Genomic DNA, 17,396 nt, shown 5'->3' on the forward strand with positions numbered 1-17,396 from the left:
AATAATTTGTTAAAATAGTAATGTTATACAACTTTCATTAAAGAAAGAAGATTGTATGTTGGAGGCACCAAAATGACAAGACACAGGAGCAAAACAAATGAATGGAAGTCCGAAGCGATTAAAAAACGATTTTCCCAACTTCAAGACTCCATCAATATAAAATTTCAAAATGAAAAATTATTATACCAAGCTTTCACCCATTCATCGTATGTGAATGAGCATCGCAGAAAGCCATATGAAGACAATGAACGTTTAGAATTTCTGGGAGATGCCGTATTGGAATTAACCATTTCTCAATTCTTATACACAAAGTATCCAATGATGAGTGAAGGACAATTGACGAAGCTTAGAGCGTCTATTGTTTGTGAACCTTCATTAGTAGCTTTTGCAAACGAGCTTTCGTTTGGTCAATACGTTCTTCTTGGTAAAGGAGAGGAAATTACAGGTGGGCGTACCAGACCTGCGCTACTAGCAGACGTCTTTGAAGCCTTCATTGGTGCACTCTATCTTGACCAAGGTCTTTCAACGGTTTTTACATTTTTGGAGGGATTTGTGTATCCAAAAATAAATGAGGGTGCTTTTTCTCATGTGATGGATTTTAAAAGTCAATTGCAAGAGCTCATTCAACGCAATGCACTTGGTACAATAGAGTATGAGGTTCTCGAGGAAAAAGGACCAGCTCATAATCGTGAATTTGTCTCTAGAGTTTCCTTGAATAAGGAAGAAATGGGAATAGGAATAGGCCGTTCGAAGAAAGAAGCAGAACAACATGCAGCACAAGTAGCGCTTCATAAGCTAAAGAAAAAGTAAGAATAGTAAGCGATTCTGATACATCTTTTTTCAGAATCGCTGTCTTACTGTACATAGAAAATTTGGAAAGAATAAATGAGGTGAAATCTAATGTACCTCAAACGATTAGAAGTGGTTGGATTTAAGTCGTTTGCTGAAAGAATATCCGTTGATTTTGTACCTGGTGTAACAGCAGTAGTTGGTCCAAACGGAAGCGGAAAAAGTAACATCATTGATGCAATTAGATGGGTTTTAGGAGAACAATCAGCTAAATCATTACGTGGCTCCAAGATGGAAGACATCATATTTGCAGGAAGCGACAGTAGAAGAGCGCTTAATATGGCAGAAGTGACCTTGACACTTGATAACAGCAATCGAATTCTTCCGATAGACTACATGGAAGTAAGCGTTACTAGAAGGGCGCTGAGGTCAGGGGACAGTGAATTTTTAATCAATAAACAATCCTGTCGATTAAAAGACATCGTGGATTTGTTTATGGATTCTGGTCTAGGAAAAGAAGCCTTCTCCATTATCAGTCAGGGAAAAGTGGAAGAGATCTTAAGCAGTAAAGCGGAAGAAAGAAGAAGTATTTTTGAAGAAGCCGCTGGTGTCCTAAAATATAAATCAAGAAAAAAGAAAGCCGAAAGCAAGCTCTCTGATACACAGGAGAATTTGAATAGAGTTTCAGATATTCTATACGAGTTAGAAGGACAAGTGGAGCCGTTAAAAATGCAGGCCTCTATTGCAAAGGACTATCTGGAGAAAAAAGAAGAACTCGAACAAATTGAAGTCGGTGTCACTGTATTTGAAATCGAAGAGTTACATCAAAAATGGGAAAACACAACAACGGAAGTAAAGGCTAGCACAGAGAAGGAACTTTCTCTTTCCACCATGCTTTCAGAAAAGGAAGCGACTCTTGAGAGTTATAAAGATAAAGTTGCTGCGCTTGATGAATCGATTGATTCCTTGCAGCAAGCATTACTTGTAGCTAGCTCAGAGCTTGAGAAGCTTGAAGGCCGGAAAGAAGTGTTAAAGGAAAGAAAAAAGAACGCAAGCACTAATAGAGCACAGCTAGAGAAAAACGCTGTGGAATTAGAACAATTTCTTTCTACTCAAAAAGCAAGGCTTTTATCCGATCAAGAGCATTTGGAAAATTTACGAAAAGAACTCGTGTTGACAGAGCAACAGCTCAAAGAAAAACAAGCATTACATGAACAATTCGATGAAGATATTGAAAGCAAAATTGATACTTTAAAAAGTGAGTATATTGAACTTTTAAACAAGCAGGCTACCTTTAGGAATGAACTATCACACATCGAACAGCTAGAAAAACAAGAAAGCTCGAAGGCTAACAGGCTAGATGAAGGTAATCGAAAGTACGTTGATTTGCGAGAGAATACCCTTTTGAAAAAGAAGAAAATCTCCGCTGATCTGCTAGAAGTAAAAGATGCTTTAGAGAAAACGGTAGGTACATATAGAAAGGAACTTGCCGAGCTTGAGCAATTCAAGCAATCTTACGAGAAAAAAGAATCCACTTTGTATCAGGCCTATCAGTATTTGCAACAAACACGTGCAAGGAAAGAAATGCTTGAGACCATGCAGGGTGACTTCACAGGCTTTTTTCAAGGAGTTAAAGAGGTTCTAAAGGCAAGGGATGAAAATAAGCTCCAAGGTATAAAAGGTGCTGTCGCAGAGCTACTGCAGGTAAAGGAAGAGCATGAGACGGCGATTGAAATCGCACTTGGTAGTGCCACACAGCATATTGTGGTCGATAACGAACAAAACGCAAGAACGTCCATCCAATACTTGAAGCAAAATGGCTATGGAAGAGCGACATTCTTACCAATTACGGTAATGAAGCCAAGAACGCTATCAGACTATCAATTAAATCAATTAAATGATCATGATTCATTTATTGGTATTGCTGCAACACTCGTTTCTTTTGATTCTGAGTATAGCAACATCATAAATAACCTCCTTGGCAGTGTCGTCATTGCCAAAGATCTAAGAGGTGCAAATACGCTTGCAAATCTCCTTGGTCATCGTTATAGAATTGTTACACTGGATGGAGATGTGGTAAATCCAGGCGGATCCATGACAGGTGGGGGGCTCAAGCAGAAATCGAATTCGCTGTTAAGCAGAGGAAGAGAGCTTGAATCTATTAGCCACAAATTAGAGGAAATGGAAACGAAGACAAATCTTTTAGAAAACCAAGTGAAAACCTTAAAAGAGAAAATATCCGCAAAGGAAGCTAGCGTACAGGAGCAAAAAATAACGGGAGAAGAACTACGTTATAAAGAGCAACAAATTAATAGTCTTTTAAGAGAAGTTGAGCTAGAAGAAAAAAATGTCAATGAACACCTAAGTTTATACGACTATGAAAAGCTACAATTAACTTCCTCCTTAAAAGATGCCGAAGAAAAGAAAGTTAGTTTGGAAAAAAGCTTAAAAGAGATTGGTCTCCAAATCGTAGAGCTGGATAAGAAAATATCTCAGCTAAACACAATAAAACTCGAACAGAACGCTTCGAAAGTAACCGTTCAAAACGAGTTAACGCAATTGAAAATAGAGTATGCAAGCAAGAAGGAAAAGCTACACAATCAGTCCGAAAAAGTAGCAGGTATTCAACTAGATTTAAAACAGTCAACCGAAAAGCTAACAGATATTAAAGAAGACCTTGCGCTGCTTAATAGTGAAATGGATGATAGTTCATCTGGAGAAGAGAGGCTCGAACAAGCTGCTATACAAAAGCGAGAAGACAAGGATACCACAGTGAAGCTTATCGCTGAACGACGTGCAGAGCGTCTTGCTTTCTATGAAAAAGTGGAAAGTGAAGAAAGGGAGCTAAAAGAGCTTAAACGTCAATATAAGCAAGTATCAGAGGTGTTAAAGGCCGAAGAAGTCAAACTCAATCGACTGGACGTGGAGCTTGATAATAGACTCGAGCATTTAAGGGAAGAGTATATGCTATCTTTTGAAGCAGCAAAAGAAGAATATCCCTTAGATTTGGATATAGAAGAAGCTAGAAAAAGAGTGAAGCTCATAAAGCTTGCAATCGAAGAGCTTGGAACGGTTAACATTGCTGCGATTGAAGAATATGAACGGGTAAGCGAGAGATATACCTTCTTAAAAGAGCAGCAGCAAGATCTTCAACAGGCCAAGGACACGTTGTTCCAGGTAATCGGTGAAATGGATGAAGAGATGAAAAAACGCTTCGAGACAACCTTCACCAATATCAGGGCTCATTTTCATGACGTGTTTCGTTCTTTATTTGGAGGTGGAAGAGCAGATCTAGTGCTTACAGACCCAAAGGATATGTTAAATACAGGTGTGGATATTGTTGCTCAGCCACCAGGTAAGAAGCTACAAAATCTTGGGCTTTTATCAGGAGGGGAACGTGCATTAACAGCGATTGCGCTTCTCTTCTCTATCTTAAAGGTGCGCCCTGTACCGTTTTGTATTCTTGATGAAGTAGAAGCGGCATTGGATGAAGCCAATGTACATCGGTTTGCGCAATATCTGAAACGCTTTAGCGCCGAAACACAATTCATCGTGATTACCCACCGTAAGGGAACGATGGAATTTAGTGATGTTCTTTACGGTGTAACAATGCAGGAATCTGGGGTGTCTAAGCTTGTTTCTGTCCGATTAGAAGAATCAAAAGAACTAGTTCAATAGAGAGGGTGCAAAAACATGAGCTTTTTTAAAAAACTGAAAGAAAAGCTAACAACACAAACTGAATCTGTAACTGAAAAATTCAGAGAAGGACTTACAAAAACACGGGACTCCTTTTCTGGAAAAGTAAATGACCTTGTGGCTCGCTATCGCAAGGTTGATGAGGATTTCTTTGAAGAACTAGAAGAGATCCTAATTAGTGCTGACGTTGGCGTAAATACCGTAATGGAATTGATTGACGAATTAAAAACGGAAGTGAAACGCCGTAACATTCAAGACCCGGCTGAAGTGAAGAGTGTTATCTCTGAAAAACTTGTGGAAATATATGAGTCTGGTGAAGACGTAACGCCTTCTCTTAACATACAGGAAAATAGCTTAACGGTCATTCTTGTTGTTGGTGTCAATGGAGTTGGAAAAACAACAAGCATAGGTAAAATAGCAAACAAGCTAAAGCACGAAGGAAAAAGCGTTCTACTTGCTGCTGGAGATACTTTCCGCGCAGGTGCAATTGAGCAGCTAGAAGTATGGGGCGAGCGTGTTGGTGTGGATGTCATTAAGCAGTCCTCAGGCTCCGATCCAGCAGCGGTTATGTACGATGCTGTTCAAGCAGCAAAAGCTAGAAAAGTGGATGTGTTACTTTGCGATACTGCTGGCCGTTTGCAAAATAAGGTAAACCTAATGAAAGAGCTAGAAAAAGTGAAAAAAGTAATTGAGCGTGAAGTACCAGGAGCACCACATGAAGTGCTTCTAGTCTTAGATGCGACAACCGGCCAAAATGCCCTAAGTCAGGCGAAAATTTTCTCTGAAGCAACAAATGTTACTGGTATTGTTCTAACGAAGCTTGATGGAACAGCAAAAGGTGGCATTGTCCTTGCGATTCGAAATGAAATGAGAATTCCAGTAAAGTTTGTAGGTCTTGGAGAAAAAGCAGATGACCTTCAAGAATTTAATGCAGAACAATATGTGTACGGTCTTTTTGCTGATATGATGGAAAAAGAAGAAGTACAAGACTAGGTAGTAAAATCAAACAGTCAAGAAAAAAACTTGACATAGTAAGAGTAAGCATGTAAACTATGCTAATGTAAAGGTATTTCACTTAACAAGGGGAGAGTGAAAGAGAATGCTTGAAAAAACAACGAGAATGAACTATCTCTATGATTTTTACCAATCGTTGTTAACAGAAAAGCAACGTAGCTATATGTCTTTATATTACCTAGACGATCACTCCCTTGGTGAAATAGCAGAGGAATATGACATTAGTCGCCAAGCAGTGTACGATAACATTAAACGTACAGAACAAATGCTTGAGCAATATGAAGAAAAGCTTTTGTTATTTCAAAAGTTTCAAGAGCGTCAGAGCTTGATCGAACAGTTAAAGGAAGAGCTTAAAGATAGCACTATCATGAACTCTTCTAAGCTGAATACTCTTGTTCAGTCGCTTGAGAAATTAGATTAGGGGGCGGCATACATGGCATTTGAAGGTTTAGCCGACCGTTTGCAAAATACGATTCAGAAGATTCGTGGAAAAGGAAAAGTAAGCGAACAAGACGTAAAAGAAATGATGCGTGAAGTACGCCTTGCTTTGCTTGAAGCGGATGTAAACTTCAAAGTAGTTAAAGATTTTGTCAAACGAGTAAACGAGCGAGCTGTTGGTCAAGAAGTCATGAAAAGCCTAACACCCGGTCAGCAGGTTATTAAAGTCGTTAAAGAAGAATTAACTGAGCTAATGGGTGGAGAGCAAAGTAAGATTGCCGTAAGCAACCGGCCGCCAACTGTTATTATGATGGTTGGATTACAAGGTGCCGGAAAGACGACGACAACTGGAAAGCTTGCAAATCTTCTACGCAAAAAACATAACAGAAAACCACTGTTAGTTGCTGCCGATATTTATCGACCGGCCGCAATTAAGCAGCTTGAAACTCTAGGAAAACAACTTAGCATGCCGGTTTTCTCCCTCGGAGATCAGGTTAGTCCGGTCGAAATTGCAAAGCAAGCCATCCAAAAGGCAAAGGATGAACATCATGATTATGTTCTGATTGATACTGCAGGACGTTTACACGTGGATGAGCAGCTAATGGATGAGCTAAAACAGGTGAAAGAAATTTCGAAGCCAGATGAAATTTTCCTTGTTGTGGATGCAATGACAGGTCAGGATGCTGTTAATGTTGCCGAAAGTTTTAATGAACAGCTTGGTCTTACAGGCGTTGTCTTAACAAAACTTGATGGTGATACCCGCGGTGGTGCTGCATTATCTGTTAAGGCGGTAACGAACACGCCAATTAAGTTTATTGGTATGGGAGAAAAGCTTGATGCATTAGAAGCATTCCATCCAGAACGCATGGCGTCTCGTATTCTTGGAATGGGTGATGTGTTAACTCTGATAGAGAAGGCACAAACAAACGTGGATGAAGAAAAGGCGAAAGAGCTGGAACAAAAGCTTCGCACCATGAATTTTACGTTTGATGATTTCCTAGAACAGCTTGGACAAGTTAGAAATATGGGTCCTCTTGATGAACTCCTTGGTATGATTCCTGGAGCAAACAAGATGAAAGGCTTAAAAAATGTTCAGGTTGATGAAAAACAGATTGGGCATGTCGAAGCAATCATTCAATCGATGACGAAAGCAGAAAGAGACAACCCAGACTTAATGAATGCTAGCCGTAAAAAACGGATAGCAAAGGGTAGCGGAAGACCTATTCAAGAGGTTAACCGTCTCTTAAAACAATTTGAAGAGATGAAAAAAATGATGAAACAAATGACCAGTATGCAAAAAGGAAAAGGCAAAAAAGGTGGCTTTAAATTTCCTTTCATGTAACGATCGTTTCCCATTTTTTCTCTAAATAAATAAAGTGACAAGAAAAAACACTTTACAAACTATTAACTACTTGTTATCATACTATCTTGTGTGAAATATTTTCGGAGGTGCTATTTTATTATGGCAGTAAAAATTCGTTTAAAACGTATGGGTTCTAAAAAATCCCCATTCTATCGTATCGTAGTTGCAGATTCTCGTTCTCCTCGTGACGGACGTTTCATTGAAACAGTTGGAACTTACAACCCTGTTGTTCAACCAGCTGAAGTGAAAATCAACGAAGATCTTGCACTTAAATGGTTACAAGATGGCGCAAAGCCTTCTGATACTGTTCGTAACCTTTTCTCTAACGAAGGCATTATGGAAAAATTCCACAATGCTAAATTAGGTAAGTAAGAGGCAAAATGACAAATTTAATCGAAACAATTGTGACGTCGTTAGTAGATCATCCAGAAAATGTGGTTGTTACGGAAAAAAATACAGGTAACTCTGTGACGTATCAGCTTACAGTGCATCAAGATGATTTAGGGAAAGTGATTGGCAAGCAAGGGAGAATTGCTAAGGCAATCCGCACGGTTCTTTTCTCTGCAGCCGCACATGAAAATAAACGAGTACAATTAGAGATTATGGAGTAGGGGGAGGCTATTTAGCTTCCCTCTTTCTGTTTGAATGGGGCATCCTAAAAAGAAGTCCTTTATCCTGGAGGTGCGTAAGTTGGCAAAATGGTTTAATGTTGGTAAGCTCGTCAATACTCATGGTATCAGAGGCGAAGTTCGTGTCGTATCAAGAACAGATTTTCCTGAAGAAAGATATCAAAAGGGAAATCGCCTTTACCTTTTTTTAGAAAATCACACGGAGCCGATGGAAGTAATCGTAGAATCAAGACGGGTACATAAATCCTTCGACCTTTTGACCTTCAAAGGTTTTAACAATGTTAACGACGTGGAAAAGTTTAAAGGTGCGATAATTAAAGTACCTGAGGATCAACTAGGGGACCTAGAAGAAGGGGAATACTACTTTCACGAAATAATTGGCTGTAAAGTACTTCTTCAAGAATCAATGGAGGAAATCGGAACAGTCAAAGAAGTGTTAACACCTGGTGCAAATGATGTGTGGGTTGTGAAACCGAAAAAAGGAAAAGAAATTTATATTCCATATATCGATTCTGTTGTTAAAAAGGTAGATATAGCGGAGAAAACCATCATCATTGAACCTCTTGAGGGGCTGTTTTAAATGAAGATTGATATTTTATCTATCTTTCCTGAAATGTTTTCTGGAGTTTTAGAGTCGTCCATTCTAAACAAAGCAGCTGAAAAAGGTGCGGTACAATATCGAGTAACAGATTTTAGAGAATATGCTGATAATAAACATAAAACCGTGGATGACTATCCTTATGGTGGAGGAGCAGGGATGGTCCTAAAAGCTCAGCCCATTTTTGATGCCATAACGAGTTTAACTTCTGAGTCTGAGAAAAAGCCTAGGGTGGTTTTAATGTGTCCGCAAGGCGAAAGATACTCTCAAAGGAAAGCAGAAGAATTGGCTAAGGAAGAACATATAATTCTTATCTGTGGTCATTACGAAGGGTATGATGAAAGAATCAGAGAACATATGGTAACCGATGAAATTTCCATTGGTGACTATGTGTTAACCGGTGGGGAGTTAGCAGCAATGGTTGTTGTCGATAGTGTCGTTCGACTCTTGCCAGACGTGCTAGGGAAGGCTGCTTCTCATGAACAGGATAGTTTTAGTACAGGTTTGTTAGAGCATCCACATTATACAAGGCCAGCTGATTTCCGCGGCATGAGGGTACCAGATGTGCTTTTATCAGGAAATCATGCCAATATTGAAGAATGGCGCACGAAGGAAACGTTGCGAAGAACATGGAATCGCCGTCCGGATTTATTAGAAGCGTTTCCTTTAACAGATCAACAAAAGAACTGGCTGGAAGAGATAAAAAAAGAGCGTTAAATGATTGATTTTACTTATTCATTATGCTATGATATCATTTGTGACTTAGCTTAAGCTATGTCTAAAAACGATGTTCCGCTGCATCTTTATGAATGGAATGAGCATCTGTGGAAAAGGAGTAGAAAAACATGCAAAAATTGATTCAAGAAATTACTCAAGAGCAGTTAAAAACTGATCTTCCTTCTTTCCGTCCTGGTGACACTGTACGTGTTCATGTTAAGGTTGTTGAGGGAACTCGTGAGCGTATCCAGGTGTTTGAAGGTGTAGTAATCAAACGTCGTGGTGGCGGAATTAGCGAAACATTCACAGTACGTAAGATTTCTTACGGGGTAGGTGTCGAGCGTGCATTCCCAGTTCACTCTCCAAAGATTGAGGGAATTGATGTAGTTCGTCGTGGTAAAGTACGTCGTGCGAAGCTTTACTATCTACGCGCATTACGTGGTAAAAAAGCACGTATTAAAGAAATCCGATAATAAAAGTGGGGAGCTTGGAGACAAGCTCCCTTTTTTATAGAATCAAACCTCAAATAGTTTTCATAAAAACCTTTTAAAGTATATAATGATAATTACTCGTACATAAAAAGTAACCTGGCACGAGAAACCTAACGTAAACAGCGGAGGAACTAAAATGGCACGATCTAAAAATGAGCTATGGGAATGGATAAAAGCATTAGCTATTGCTGTCATTTTAGCAGCAGCAATACGATATTTTTTCTTTGCACCAATTGTAGTCGATGGAGATTCTATGATGCCAACCCTCTATAATCAAGACAGAATGATTGTTAATAAAGTCGGTTATATGATAGGTGAACCAGACAGGTTTGATATTGTCGTATTTCATGCCACAGAGGACAAGGACTATATCAAACGAATTATTGGCCTTCCAGGTGATGAAATAGAGTATAAAGATGACGTTCTTTATATTAATGGAAAGGCATATGACGAGCCATATTTAGAAGAGTACAAAGTGCAGTATCCTGATGGTCCGTTAACAGAAAACTTTACACTTGAGGAAAAAACAGGACATCAAAAAGTGCCAGATGGACATTTATTTGTATTAGGTGATAACCGCAGATTCTCAAAGGACAGCCGTCATATTGGCATGATTCCTAAAGAAGAAGTACTCGGTAAAACCAATGTCGTTTACTGGCCGCTCCAAGATCTAAGAAAAGTAAAATAACAAAAAGCTTTTATGTTTTTCAGGAGGCTTTATTCATGACAATACAGTGGTTTCCCGGGCATATGGCGAAAGCCCGGAGGCAAGTAACAGAAAAACTTAAATTGATTGACATCGTTTATGAGTTAGTAGATGCAAGAATTCCTGTTTCATCAAGAAATCCAATGATAGATGAAATTATCTCAAATAAACCTAGAATTATCCTTCTTAATAAAGCGGATATGGCTGATTCCAACATCACACGTGAGTGGCTGGATTACTTTAACGTTGAGGGTTCTACTACAAAAGCAATTGCCATTGACTCACAAACTGGAAAGGGAATTCAAAAAATTTCCTCACTCTCAAAAGAACTTTTACGTGAGAAGTTTGAAAAAATGCAATCCAGAGGCATTCGTCCAAGAGCAATCAGAGCTTTAATCGTGGGAATTCCTAATGTCGGTAAATCAACACTTATCAATAGACTCGCAAAGAAAAACATCGCTCAAACCGGAGACAGACCAGGCGTGACAAAGGCGCAGCAATGGGTAAAGGTAGGCAAGGAACTGGAGTTACTCGATACCCCCGGAATACTCTGGCCGAAATTTGAAGATCAACAAGTAGGATACCGCTTAGCTACTACAGGAGCGATTAAGGATACCATAATCAACCTGCAAGACATTGCTGTTTTTGCTTTGCGATTTTTAACGGAGCATTATCCTGATAGACTAAAGGAACGCTACGCTCTCGATGAAATTCCAACAGATATTGTCGATCTTTTTGATGCAATTGGGTCAAAACGTGGCTGTATGATGAGTGGCGGAATGATTGATTATGACAAAACAGCAGAATTGATTATCAGAGAAATACGTTCTGAAAAGCTTGGTAAACTGAGCTTCGAACGTCCAGAAACCCTTTGAAAAGGCTCGCATCATGACGTGAGCCTTTTTCTTTATTTTTAGACAAAAAGCAATCAAGGAGTCAACGTTATGAGAGAAAAGTCGATAAAAGAAATAGAGGCAATTATACAAGAGTTATCAGAAGAAGATTCCTCCATTTTAAATAGTTTGCAAAAAGATGAGCGAAAAGGAGTCCAAGCACTACTAAGACGATGGGAAAAAAGCAACATACAAGAAAAAGCGTTTAAACAGCAATTCGAGGAAATGTTAAGCTTTGAGCGTGACCTTTTTGACAAGGGCTATCGTGCAATTGCTGGAGTGGATGAAGTTGGTCGGGGTCCTTTAGCAGGCCCGGTCGTGGCTGCTGCAGTGGTGTTACCACAACATTTTTATCTGAGGGGTTTAACAGACTCCAAAAAGCTATCTCCAGCAAAACGGAAAGAATTTTATTCCTACATAAAAGAACATGCATTAAGCTATAGTATAGGCATTATTGATTCACATGAGATAGATCAAATAAATATATACGAAGCGACGAAACGAGCGATGATACAAGCAATCAATAGCCTGGCTGAAAAACCCGATTATCTTTTAATTGATGCGATGAAACTCGAGATTACCATTCCTCAAACTTCTATTATTAAGGGAGATGCCAGAAGCGTTTCCATTGCTGCAGCGTCAGTGCTTGCAAAAGAAACTAGAGACAGATACATGGAGGAGTTAAGCACGATGTATCCGGGCTTTGGTTTTGAACGGAACATGGGATATGGGACAAAAGAGCATCTGCAAGCTTTAGAAGAAATCGGGGTGACTAAAGAACATCGAATCAGCTTTTCACCAGTAAAAGAGATGGTCCGTCGCTAATAGGGAGAACGTATGAATATTTGGCAACTACTACAGGCGAAAATTCCAAATTCATCTATATCACACGTAGTAAGGGACAGTTCTGTTGTGAAAGAAGTAGCTACTACTGCATTGCTTTCTTCCGCTATTGTCAAAGAGCAGTCCCCTTTGCAAGGTAACTTGACGGATGTTCACAAGACTATTGAAATCCTCCCTCCACAAAAAAAGGGGGTTGCTTTAGCGTTTGTAGGTGAGGTTTTACAAAGAAGCGCTTCCCCCTTAAAAGTGAATGAGCTACCAGGTATTATAAAAGCTATGTTTGACTCTCAAACTTTTTCAGAATCTCTTACAAAGCTTGAAGTCTTACTTAGTAAAACAGATAAACCAACACCTGTTCAACAGCAATTAATTTCTCTGTTAAAAAGCTTGCCGTTGTCTTTCTCTGACTCAACAACAATAGAACTTGTTCATCAACTAAAAACAAGTTTTACAAAGCTGGGATTAAACTTTGAAAATAGTATTGCTTCCATGCTTGCAAAAAATCAAGCTCTCACTAGCATAAAAATGGAACAGCTTAAGCCCCTTTTAATAGAATACTTGCACTCTTTGAAGGCACCATCAGAAAAGGCAATCGTTTCAGCTGTACTGTCAAAAATAGCAGGCTTTCAGCTTCTCTCGAAGGAAGACGCAAATATGGGGCAGTGGTTTATCCCTTTCCCAATGCAGTATGAGGAAAAAAGAAAAGATTGGTACATCCATATTAATGCAAGAAAAAGAGAAGGAGCAATTGATCCTGATTATTGTAGGATTGTGCTTTTTTTAGACATGCCTATCTTTTCTACCCTCATGCTTGATATGTTCGTTCAAAACAAATCAGTTAATTTGCACATCCAACATGAATATCCACCTCTTGCTAAACTTATAGAAAATAGCGCTAACACATTAAAAGAATCATTAACAGATCAAGGTTATGTCCTCACCTCTGTTAAAACCGAGTTTCTAGAGAAAGAGGCAACAGCTGGGATATCCTTACGTCTTTTAGAGCGAGTGTTGACACCACCAGAGAAAGGATTGGATATTAGAGTATGACCGATGAGCGGGAGAAACGAATCAAAGCGGTAGCATTAAAATATGAGCAATCCAAAAAGTCGGCACCGGTTGTCAACGCAAAAGGGGCAGGGCTAATTGCCAATAATATTTTGCGAGAGGCCGAAAAAAATAATATTCCCATTCAAAAGGATGAAGCGCTTATCGAACTCTTAATGCAAGTAGAGTTAAATGACACGATTCCAGAGGAGTTATATGAGGTTATTGCAGAGGTATTAGCCTATGTATATAGCCTTCATTCAGAAGAAGAAAAGAATGTGAAAAAGGGCACGTGAAGGTTTATTAGGATAATGAAAAAAGATTGAATAATCAGTCAATTCTCCCTCACTGACGCTCAACAATCATATTCTAAAGGTACTGGAAGAATGGTTATATTTTATTTTTTTGAAAATAGTATAATATTTTTGCAGAAAGGTAGACATTTGTATGCGCATTTTATAAAATGAAAGCGCAGTCTATTTTTAAATAATAATCTGTTATACATAAGATTGGAGGATGGGAAATGAATATCCATGAATATCAAGGAAAAGAGATCCTCAGAAAATACGGGGTTGCTGTTCCAAACGGCCGCGTTGCCTTCACTGTGGAAGAAGCAGTAGAAGCAGCAAAAGAATTAGGAACAAAAGTTTGTGTTGTGAAAGCACAAATTCACGCTGGTGGGCGTGGTAAAGCTGGTGGTGTAAAGGTTGCGAAGAATTTGGACGAGGTTCGTGAATATGCGAACGAAATTCTTGGAAAAACGTTAATTACACACCAAACAGGTCCAGAAGGTAAGGAAGTAAAACGCTTACTTATTGAAGAAGGATGCGATATCAAAAAGGAATATTACATTGGTTTAGTTCTTGATCGTGCGACTTCTCGTGTTGTCTTAATGGCATCTGAAGAAGGCGGAACGGAAATTGAAGAAGTGGCAGAGCAAACGCCTGAAAAAATCTTCAAAGAAGTAATTGATCCTGTTGTAGGTCTTACAGGCTTCCAGGCTCGTCGTGTAGCATTTAACATCAATATCCCTAAGGAACTGGTTGGAAAAGCAGTTAAGTTCATGATGGGCCTTTATACAGCATTTGTAGAAAAGGACTGCTCTATTGCGGAAATCAACCCACTCGTTGTAACGGGTGATGGCAATGTAATGGCACTTGATGCGAAGATGAACTTTGATTCCAATGCCTTATACCGTCATAAGGATATCGTAGAGTACCGTGACCTTGAGGAAGAAGATGCAAAAGAAATCGAGGCATCTAAATATGACCTTAGCTATATCAGCTTAGATGGTAACATTGGTTGTATGGTAAACGGTGCTGGTCTTGCGATGGCAACGATGGATATCATTAAACACTACGGTGGGGACCCTGCTAACTTCCTTGATGTTGGGGGCGGTGCAACTGCTGAGAAAGTAACGGAAGCTTTCAAAATTATCCTATCCGATGATAACGTAAAAGGAATTTTCGTTAATATTTTCGGTGGAATTATGAAATGTGACATCATCGCTACTGGAGTTGTAGAAGCAGCGAAACAAGTAGGACTAAGTGTACCGCTAGTAGTTCGTCTAGAGGGTACGAACGTTGATTTAGGAAAACAAATTTTAAATGAGTCCGGTTTAAATATTGTGGCAGCAGAATCTATGGCTGATGGTGCACAAAAAATCGTATCACAAGTAGGATAAGAAAGGCAGGGGACATTTGATGAGTGTTTTTATTAATAAAGATACAAAAGTAATCGTACAAGGTATTACTGGATCTACAGCGTTGTTCCATACAAAGCAAATGCTTGAATATGGTACACAAATCGTTGGTGGAGTTACTCCAGGTAAAGGCGGCACGGAAGTAGAAGGTGTGCCTGTATTTAACACAGTAGAAGAAGCAGTGAAGGCTACTGGTGCTAATGCTTCTGTTATCTATGTTCCTGCTCCATTTGCAGCAGATGCAATTTTAGAAGCAGTGGATGCAGAACTTGATCTTGCTATTTGTATTACGGAACATATACCAGTTCTTGATATGGTAAAAGTAAAACGTTATATGGAAGGGAAAAAGACTCGTTTAGTTGGTCCTAACTGCCCTGGCGTTATTACTCCAGACGAGTGCAAAATCGGGATCATGCCTGGCTACATCCATACTAAAGGACATGTTGGTGTTGTATCCCGTTCTGGTACGTTAACATATGAAGCCGTTCATCAATTATCTCAAGCAGGTATTGGTCAATCCACAGCAGTAGGTATCGGTGGCGATCCTGTAAACGGAACGGACTTCATCGATGTGTTAAAAGCATTCAATGAAGACGAAGATACTTATGCGGTTATTATGATTGGTGAAATCGGTGGGACAGCTGAAGAAGAAGCTGCTCTATGGGTAAAAGAGAACATGACTAAGCCAGTTGTTGGCTTTATTGGCGGACGCACAGCACCTCCAGGTAAACGTATGGGTCACGCTGGTGCGATTATCTCTGGTGGTAAAGGTACTGCTGATGAGAAAATCCGTGTTATGAATGAGTGTGGCATTGAAGTTGCGGACACACCATCTGTTATGGGAGAAACACTAATCAAAGTAATTAAAGAGCAAGGAATTTTTGATAAGTGTAAAACACATTAATAGGAAGAAAAAAGGGATAGTCACAATGGCTATCCCTCTTTCTAATAAGCTTTTTTCTATAAGATTGTTGCTGTAAACATGGAAAAAGTCGGCTTTAGGACTTTTTTCATCATTATGCGAAGAACAATTGCCACAAGTTTAAAGCTACCTCCACGAAATAAGCACGACAGCGGAAGTTACGTGTGGCTTAACTATACGCAGTAGCAACAAGTTTTTCGAAAACATCCTGCTAAAAAAACTAGATAAAATGAGGTGATTATTTTTCATGAAACAGGTAAGAAAAAGGCTAATTCTTCTCCATCATTGCCCTCATATTAGCCGATTACTATTAAGTAACATTCTTAAGCTAGATCCCACCTTACAATTCCTTTTTACATCCTCTCCAGATAAGCTTTCTACATCCCTTCGTATTTCACAAGATAAAGTTCAAAAAATCTATCGCTATATAATAGAAACAGATGTAGACCTTCTATTAAAAAAGTATGAGCAAAACAACATTTTCACAACCACTATACTTGACAAAGAATATCCCCGGTTACTTAAAGAGATTTACGATCCTCCGTTTGTGCTATACGTTAAAGGGAATCTCGCACTCTTTAAGACCCGCATGATTGCTGTAGTTGGCTCAAGAGATATGACAGTCTATGGCAATCAATCCATCCGCAAATTACTTCCACCTTTAATAGATAAACAATTCACCATTGTCAGCGGTCTTGCAAAAGGCATCGACATCTCCGCCCACAGAATAACCCTTGAAAATCAAGGCAGGACAATTGCAGTTCTCGGTGGAGGTATCCTCAAGCTATATCCAAAAGAACACCATGCTATTGCAGATGAAATTGGGAAGAATCATTTGTTAGTGTCAGAATATCCTCCTTATGAATCTCCTAAAAAATATTACTTTCCTGAAAGAAATAGAATCATCAGTGGTCTTTGTGAAGGAGTCATTGTTATTGAAGCAAAAGAGAGAAGCGGCTCCCTGATCACGGCTGATCAAGCCGTTGAACAGGGACGTGAAGTCTTTGCAGTTCCTGGTTCCATCCTTTCGGTAACATCACGAGGTCCTAATACTCTGATTAAGCAAGGAGCAAAATTAGTGCTACAACATGAAGATATTTTAGAAGAATTAACACCACCCCAATACTAGCTTTATCCTTGTACTCAGAATAGTGTAGAAATTTCATGATAAATACAGAATTATGTCAAAAAATATATATTTTTTTAGTTAATTTTCTTTTTTTACTTTACAAATGAATATATGTCTATATTATTATAGGGTACAATGATATTGCAGATTGTACCTTTTTCCTGTTGGAGAAGTATATAAAACTAATTCTGTGTCTACATATAATACATAAGGATTTAATGGTTTAACAGAATGTCAACAAGGAAAATAGAGATAGTATGAACTACTCTAGTTTGACAAACCGTCTCTTTCTATTTAATAATGGGGAAGATTTGTAAATTGTAAAATGATAACCTTAAATAGAATAAATATAGAAGCTAAAAACTTTGAAGAAACGGTGAGAATGTTTTTTCTAAAGAATTTACCCTCTTGAGGAGGAT

General features: G+C 38.9%; 18 protein-coding genes. All 18 read left to right on the forward strand.

Annotation, left to right across the window (positions count from 1 at the left end; genetic code table 11):
* The first annotated feature begins 72 nt into the window (after positions 1-72).
* The 18 genes from rnc (at position 73) to dprA (ending at position 16,977) form a co-directional block, all read left to right on the forward strand.
* Positions 73-810, forward strand: coding sequence for a ribonuclease III (rnc, locus tag FIU87_RS09010; protein ID WP_152444284.1), 738 nt, complete (start codon positions 73-75; stop codon positions 808-810).
* Positions 811-900: 90 nt separating this feature from the next.
* Positions 901-4,467 (forward strand): chromosome segregation protein SMC, encoded by a 3,567-nt coding sequence (smc, locus tag FIU87_RS09015; protein WP_152444285.1) that lies wholly within the window; start codon positions 901-903, stop codon positions 4,465-4,467.
* 15 nt (positions 4,468-4,482) lie between these two features.
* Positions 4,483-5,478, forward strand: coding sequence for a signal recognition particle-docking protein FtsY (ftsY, locus tag FIU87_RS09020; protein ID WP_152444286.1), 996 nt, complete (start codon positions 4,483-4,485; stop codon positions 5,476-5,478).
* 106 nt (positions 5,479-5,584) lie between these two features.
* Positions 5,585-5,920 carry a putative DNA-binding protein gene (locus tag FIU87_RS09025; RefSeq protein WP_152444287.1) on the forward strand — a complete coding sequence of 112 codons (336 nt, stop codon included), beginning with the start codon at positions 5,585-5,587 and terminating at the stop codon, positions 5,918-5,920.
* A gap of 12 nt (positions 5,921-5,932) precedes the next feature.
* Complete coding sequence (gene ffh / locus FIU87_RS09030; protein WP_152444288.1) at positions 5,933-7,279, forward strand: signal recognition particle protein; 1,347 nt, start codon at positions 5,933-5,935, stop codon at positions 7,277-7,279.
* Between the two features lie 120 nt (positions 7,280-7,399).
* Positions 7,400-7,672 carry a 30S ribosomal protein S16 gene (rpsP, locus tag FIU87_RS09035; protein WP_152444289.1) on the forward strand — a complete coding sequence of 91 codons (273 nt, stop codon included), beginning with the start codon at positions 7,400-7,402 and terminating at the stop codon, positions 7,670-7,672.
* A gap of 8 nt (positions 7,673-7,680) precedes the next feature.
* Entirely contained in the window at positions 7,681-7,911 is a 231-nt protein-coding gene (locus FIU87_RS09040; RefSeq protein ID WP_152444290.1) for a KH domain-containing protein, read from the forward strand.
* 79 nt (positions 7,912-7,990) lie between these two features.
* Positions 7,991-8,509 carry a ribosome maturation factor RimM gene (gene rimM, locus FIU87_RS09045; protein ID WP_152444291.1) on the forward strand — a complete coding sequence of 173 codons (519 nt, stop codon included), beginning with the start codon at positions 7,991-7,993 and terminating at the stop codon, positions 8,507-8,509.
* The gene (trmD, locus tag FIU87_RS09050) at positions 8,510-9,244 is read left to right on the forward strand and encodes a tRNA (guanosine(37)-N1)-methyltransferase TrmD (RefSeq protein ID WP_152444292.1); all 735 of its coding nucleotides are present in this window, start codon (positions 8,510-8,512) and stop codon (positions 9,242-9,244) included.
* A gap of 128 nt (positions 9,245-9,372) precedes the next feature.
* Positions 9,373-9,717, forward strand: coding sequence for a 50S ribosomal protein L19 (gene rplS, locus FIU87_RS09055; RefSeq protein ID WP_152444293.1), 345 nt, complete (start codon positions 9,373-9,375; stop codon positions 9,715-9,717).
* Positions 9,718-9,871: 154 nt separating this feature from the next.
* Positions 9,872-10,423 carry a signal peptidase I gene (gene lepB / locus FIU87_RS09060; protein ID WP_152444294.1) on the forward strand — a complete coding sequence of 184 codons (552 nt, stop codon included), beginning with the start codon at positions 9,872-9,874 and terminating at the stop codon, positions 10,421-10,423.
* A 35-nt stretch (positions 10,424-10,458) separates the two neighbouring features.
* A complete protein-coding gene (ylqF, locus tag FIU87_RS09065) occupies positions 10,459-11,316 on the forward strand; it encodes a ribosome biogenesis GTPase YlqF (protein WP_152444295.1) in 858 nt (285 codons plus the stop codon).
* 69 nt (positions 11,317-11,385) lie between these two features.
* Complete coding sequence (locus tag FIU87_RS09070; protein WP_152444296.1) at positions 11,386-12,159, forward strand: ribonuclease HII; 774 nt, start codon at positions 11,386-11,388, stop codon at positions 12,157-12,159.
* Positions 12,160-12,171: 12 nt separating this feature from the next.
* Positions 12,172-13,227, forward strand: a complete 1,056-nt coding sequence (locus tag FIU87_RS09075) for a hypothetical protein (protein ID WP_152444297.1) — start codon at positions 12,172-12,174, stop codon at positions 13,225-13,227.
* Complete coding sequence (locus FIU87_RS09080) at positions 13,224-13,520, forward strand: EscU/YscU/HrcU family type III secretion system export apparatus switch protein (protein WP_152444298.1); 297 nt, start codon at positions 13,224-13,226, stop codon at positions 13,518-13,520. The genes FIU87_RS09075 and FIU87_RS09080 overlap by 4 nt, the downstream gene beginning before the upstream one ends.
* A gap of 227 nt (positions 13,521-13,747) precedes the next feature.
* Positions 13,748-14,908, forward strand: coding sequence for an ADP-forming succinate--CoA ligase subunit beta (gene sucC / locus FIU87_RS09085; protein ID WP_152444299.1), 1,161 nt, complete (start codon positions 13,748-13,750; stop codon positions 14,906-14,908).
* 19 nt (positions 14,909-14,927) lie between these two features.
* Entirely contained in the window at positions 14,928-15,830 is a 903-nt protein-coding gene (sucD, locus tag FIU87_RS09090; RefSeq protein ID WP_152444300.1) for a succinate--CoA ligase subunit alpha, read from the forward strand.
* A 265-nt stretch (positions 15,831-16,095) separates the two neighbouring features.
* Positions 16,096-16,977: a DNA-processing protein DprA gene (gene dprA / locus FIU87_RS09095; protein WP_152444301.1), complete on the forward strand. Its 882-nt coding sequence runs from the start codon at positions 16,096-16,098 to the stop codon at positions 16,975-16,977.
* Positions 16,978-17,396 lie beyond the last annotated feature (419 nt).

Origin of the sequence: Bacillus sp. THAF10 (assembly GCF_009363695.1) — a bacterium.
Classification (GTDB): Bacteria; Bacillota; Bacilli; order Bacillales; family Bacillaceae_I; genus Sutcliffiella_A.

Bases quoted from the DNA above. Each gene is read 5' to 3' on its own strand.
- rnc (WP_152444284.1), top strand. From the start codon at position 73: ATGACAAGACACAGGAGCAAAACAAATGAATGGAAGTCCGAAGCGATT.
- smc (WP_152444285.1), top strand. From the start codon at position 901: ATGTACCTCAAACGATTAGAAGTGGTTGGATTTAAGTCGTTTGCTGAA.
- ftsY (WP_152444286.1), top strand. From the start codon at position 4,483: ATGAGCTTTTTTAAAAAACTGAAAGAAAAGCTAACAACACAAACTGAA.
- FIU87_RS09025 (WP_152444287.1), top strand. From the start codon at position 5,585: ATGCTTGAAAAAACAACGAGAATGAACTATCTCTATGATTTTTACCAA.
- ffh (WP_152444288.1), top strand. From the start codon at position 5,933: ATGGCATTTGAAGGTTTAGCCGACCGTTTGCAAAATACGATTCAGAAG.
- rpsP (WP_152444289.1), top strand. From the start codon at position 7,400: ATGGCAGTAAAAATTCGTTTAAAACGTATGGGTTCTAAAAAATCCCCA.
- FIU87_RS09040 (WP_152444290.1), top strand. From the start codon at position 7,681: ATGACAAATTTAATCGAAACAATTGTGACGTCGTTAGTAGATCATCCA.
- trmD (WP_152444292.1), top strand. From the start codon at position 8,510: ATGAAGATTGATATTTTATCTATCTTTCCTGAAATGTTTTCTGGAGTT.
- rplS (WP_152444293.1), top strand. From the start codon at position 9,373: ATGCAAAAATTGATTCAAGAAATTACTCAAGAGCAGTTAAAAACTGAT.
- lepB (WP_152444294.1), top strand. From the start codon at position 9,872: ATGGCACGATCTAAAAATGAGCTATGGGAATGGATAAAAGCATTAGCT.
- ylqF (WP_152444295.1), top strand. From the start codon at position 10,459: ATGACAATACAGTGGTTTCCCGGGCATATGGCGAAAGCCCGGAGGCAA.
- FIU87_RS09070 (WP_152444296.1), top strand. From the start codon at position 11,386: ATGAGAGAAAAGTCGATAAAAGAAATAGAGGCAATTATACAAGAGTTA.
- FIU87_RS09075 (WP_152444297.1), top strand. From the start codon at position 12,172: ATGAATATTTGGCAACTACTACAGGCGAAAATTCCAAATTCATCTATA.
- FIU87_RS09080 (WP_152444298.1), top strand. From the start codon at position 13,224: ATGACCGATGAGCGGGAGAAACGAATCAAAGCGGTAGCATTAAAATAT.
- sucC (WP_152444299.1), top strand. From the start codon at position 13,748: ATGAATATCCATGAATATCAAGGAAAAGAGATCCTCAGAAAATACGGG.
- sucD (WP_152444300.1), top strand. From the start codon at position 14,928: ATGAGTGTTTTTATTAATAAAGATACAAAAGTAATCGTACAAGGTATT.
- dprA (WP_152444301.1), top strand. From the start codon at position 16,096: ATGAAACAGGTAAGAAAAAGGCTAATTCTTCTCCATCATTGCCCTCAT.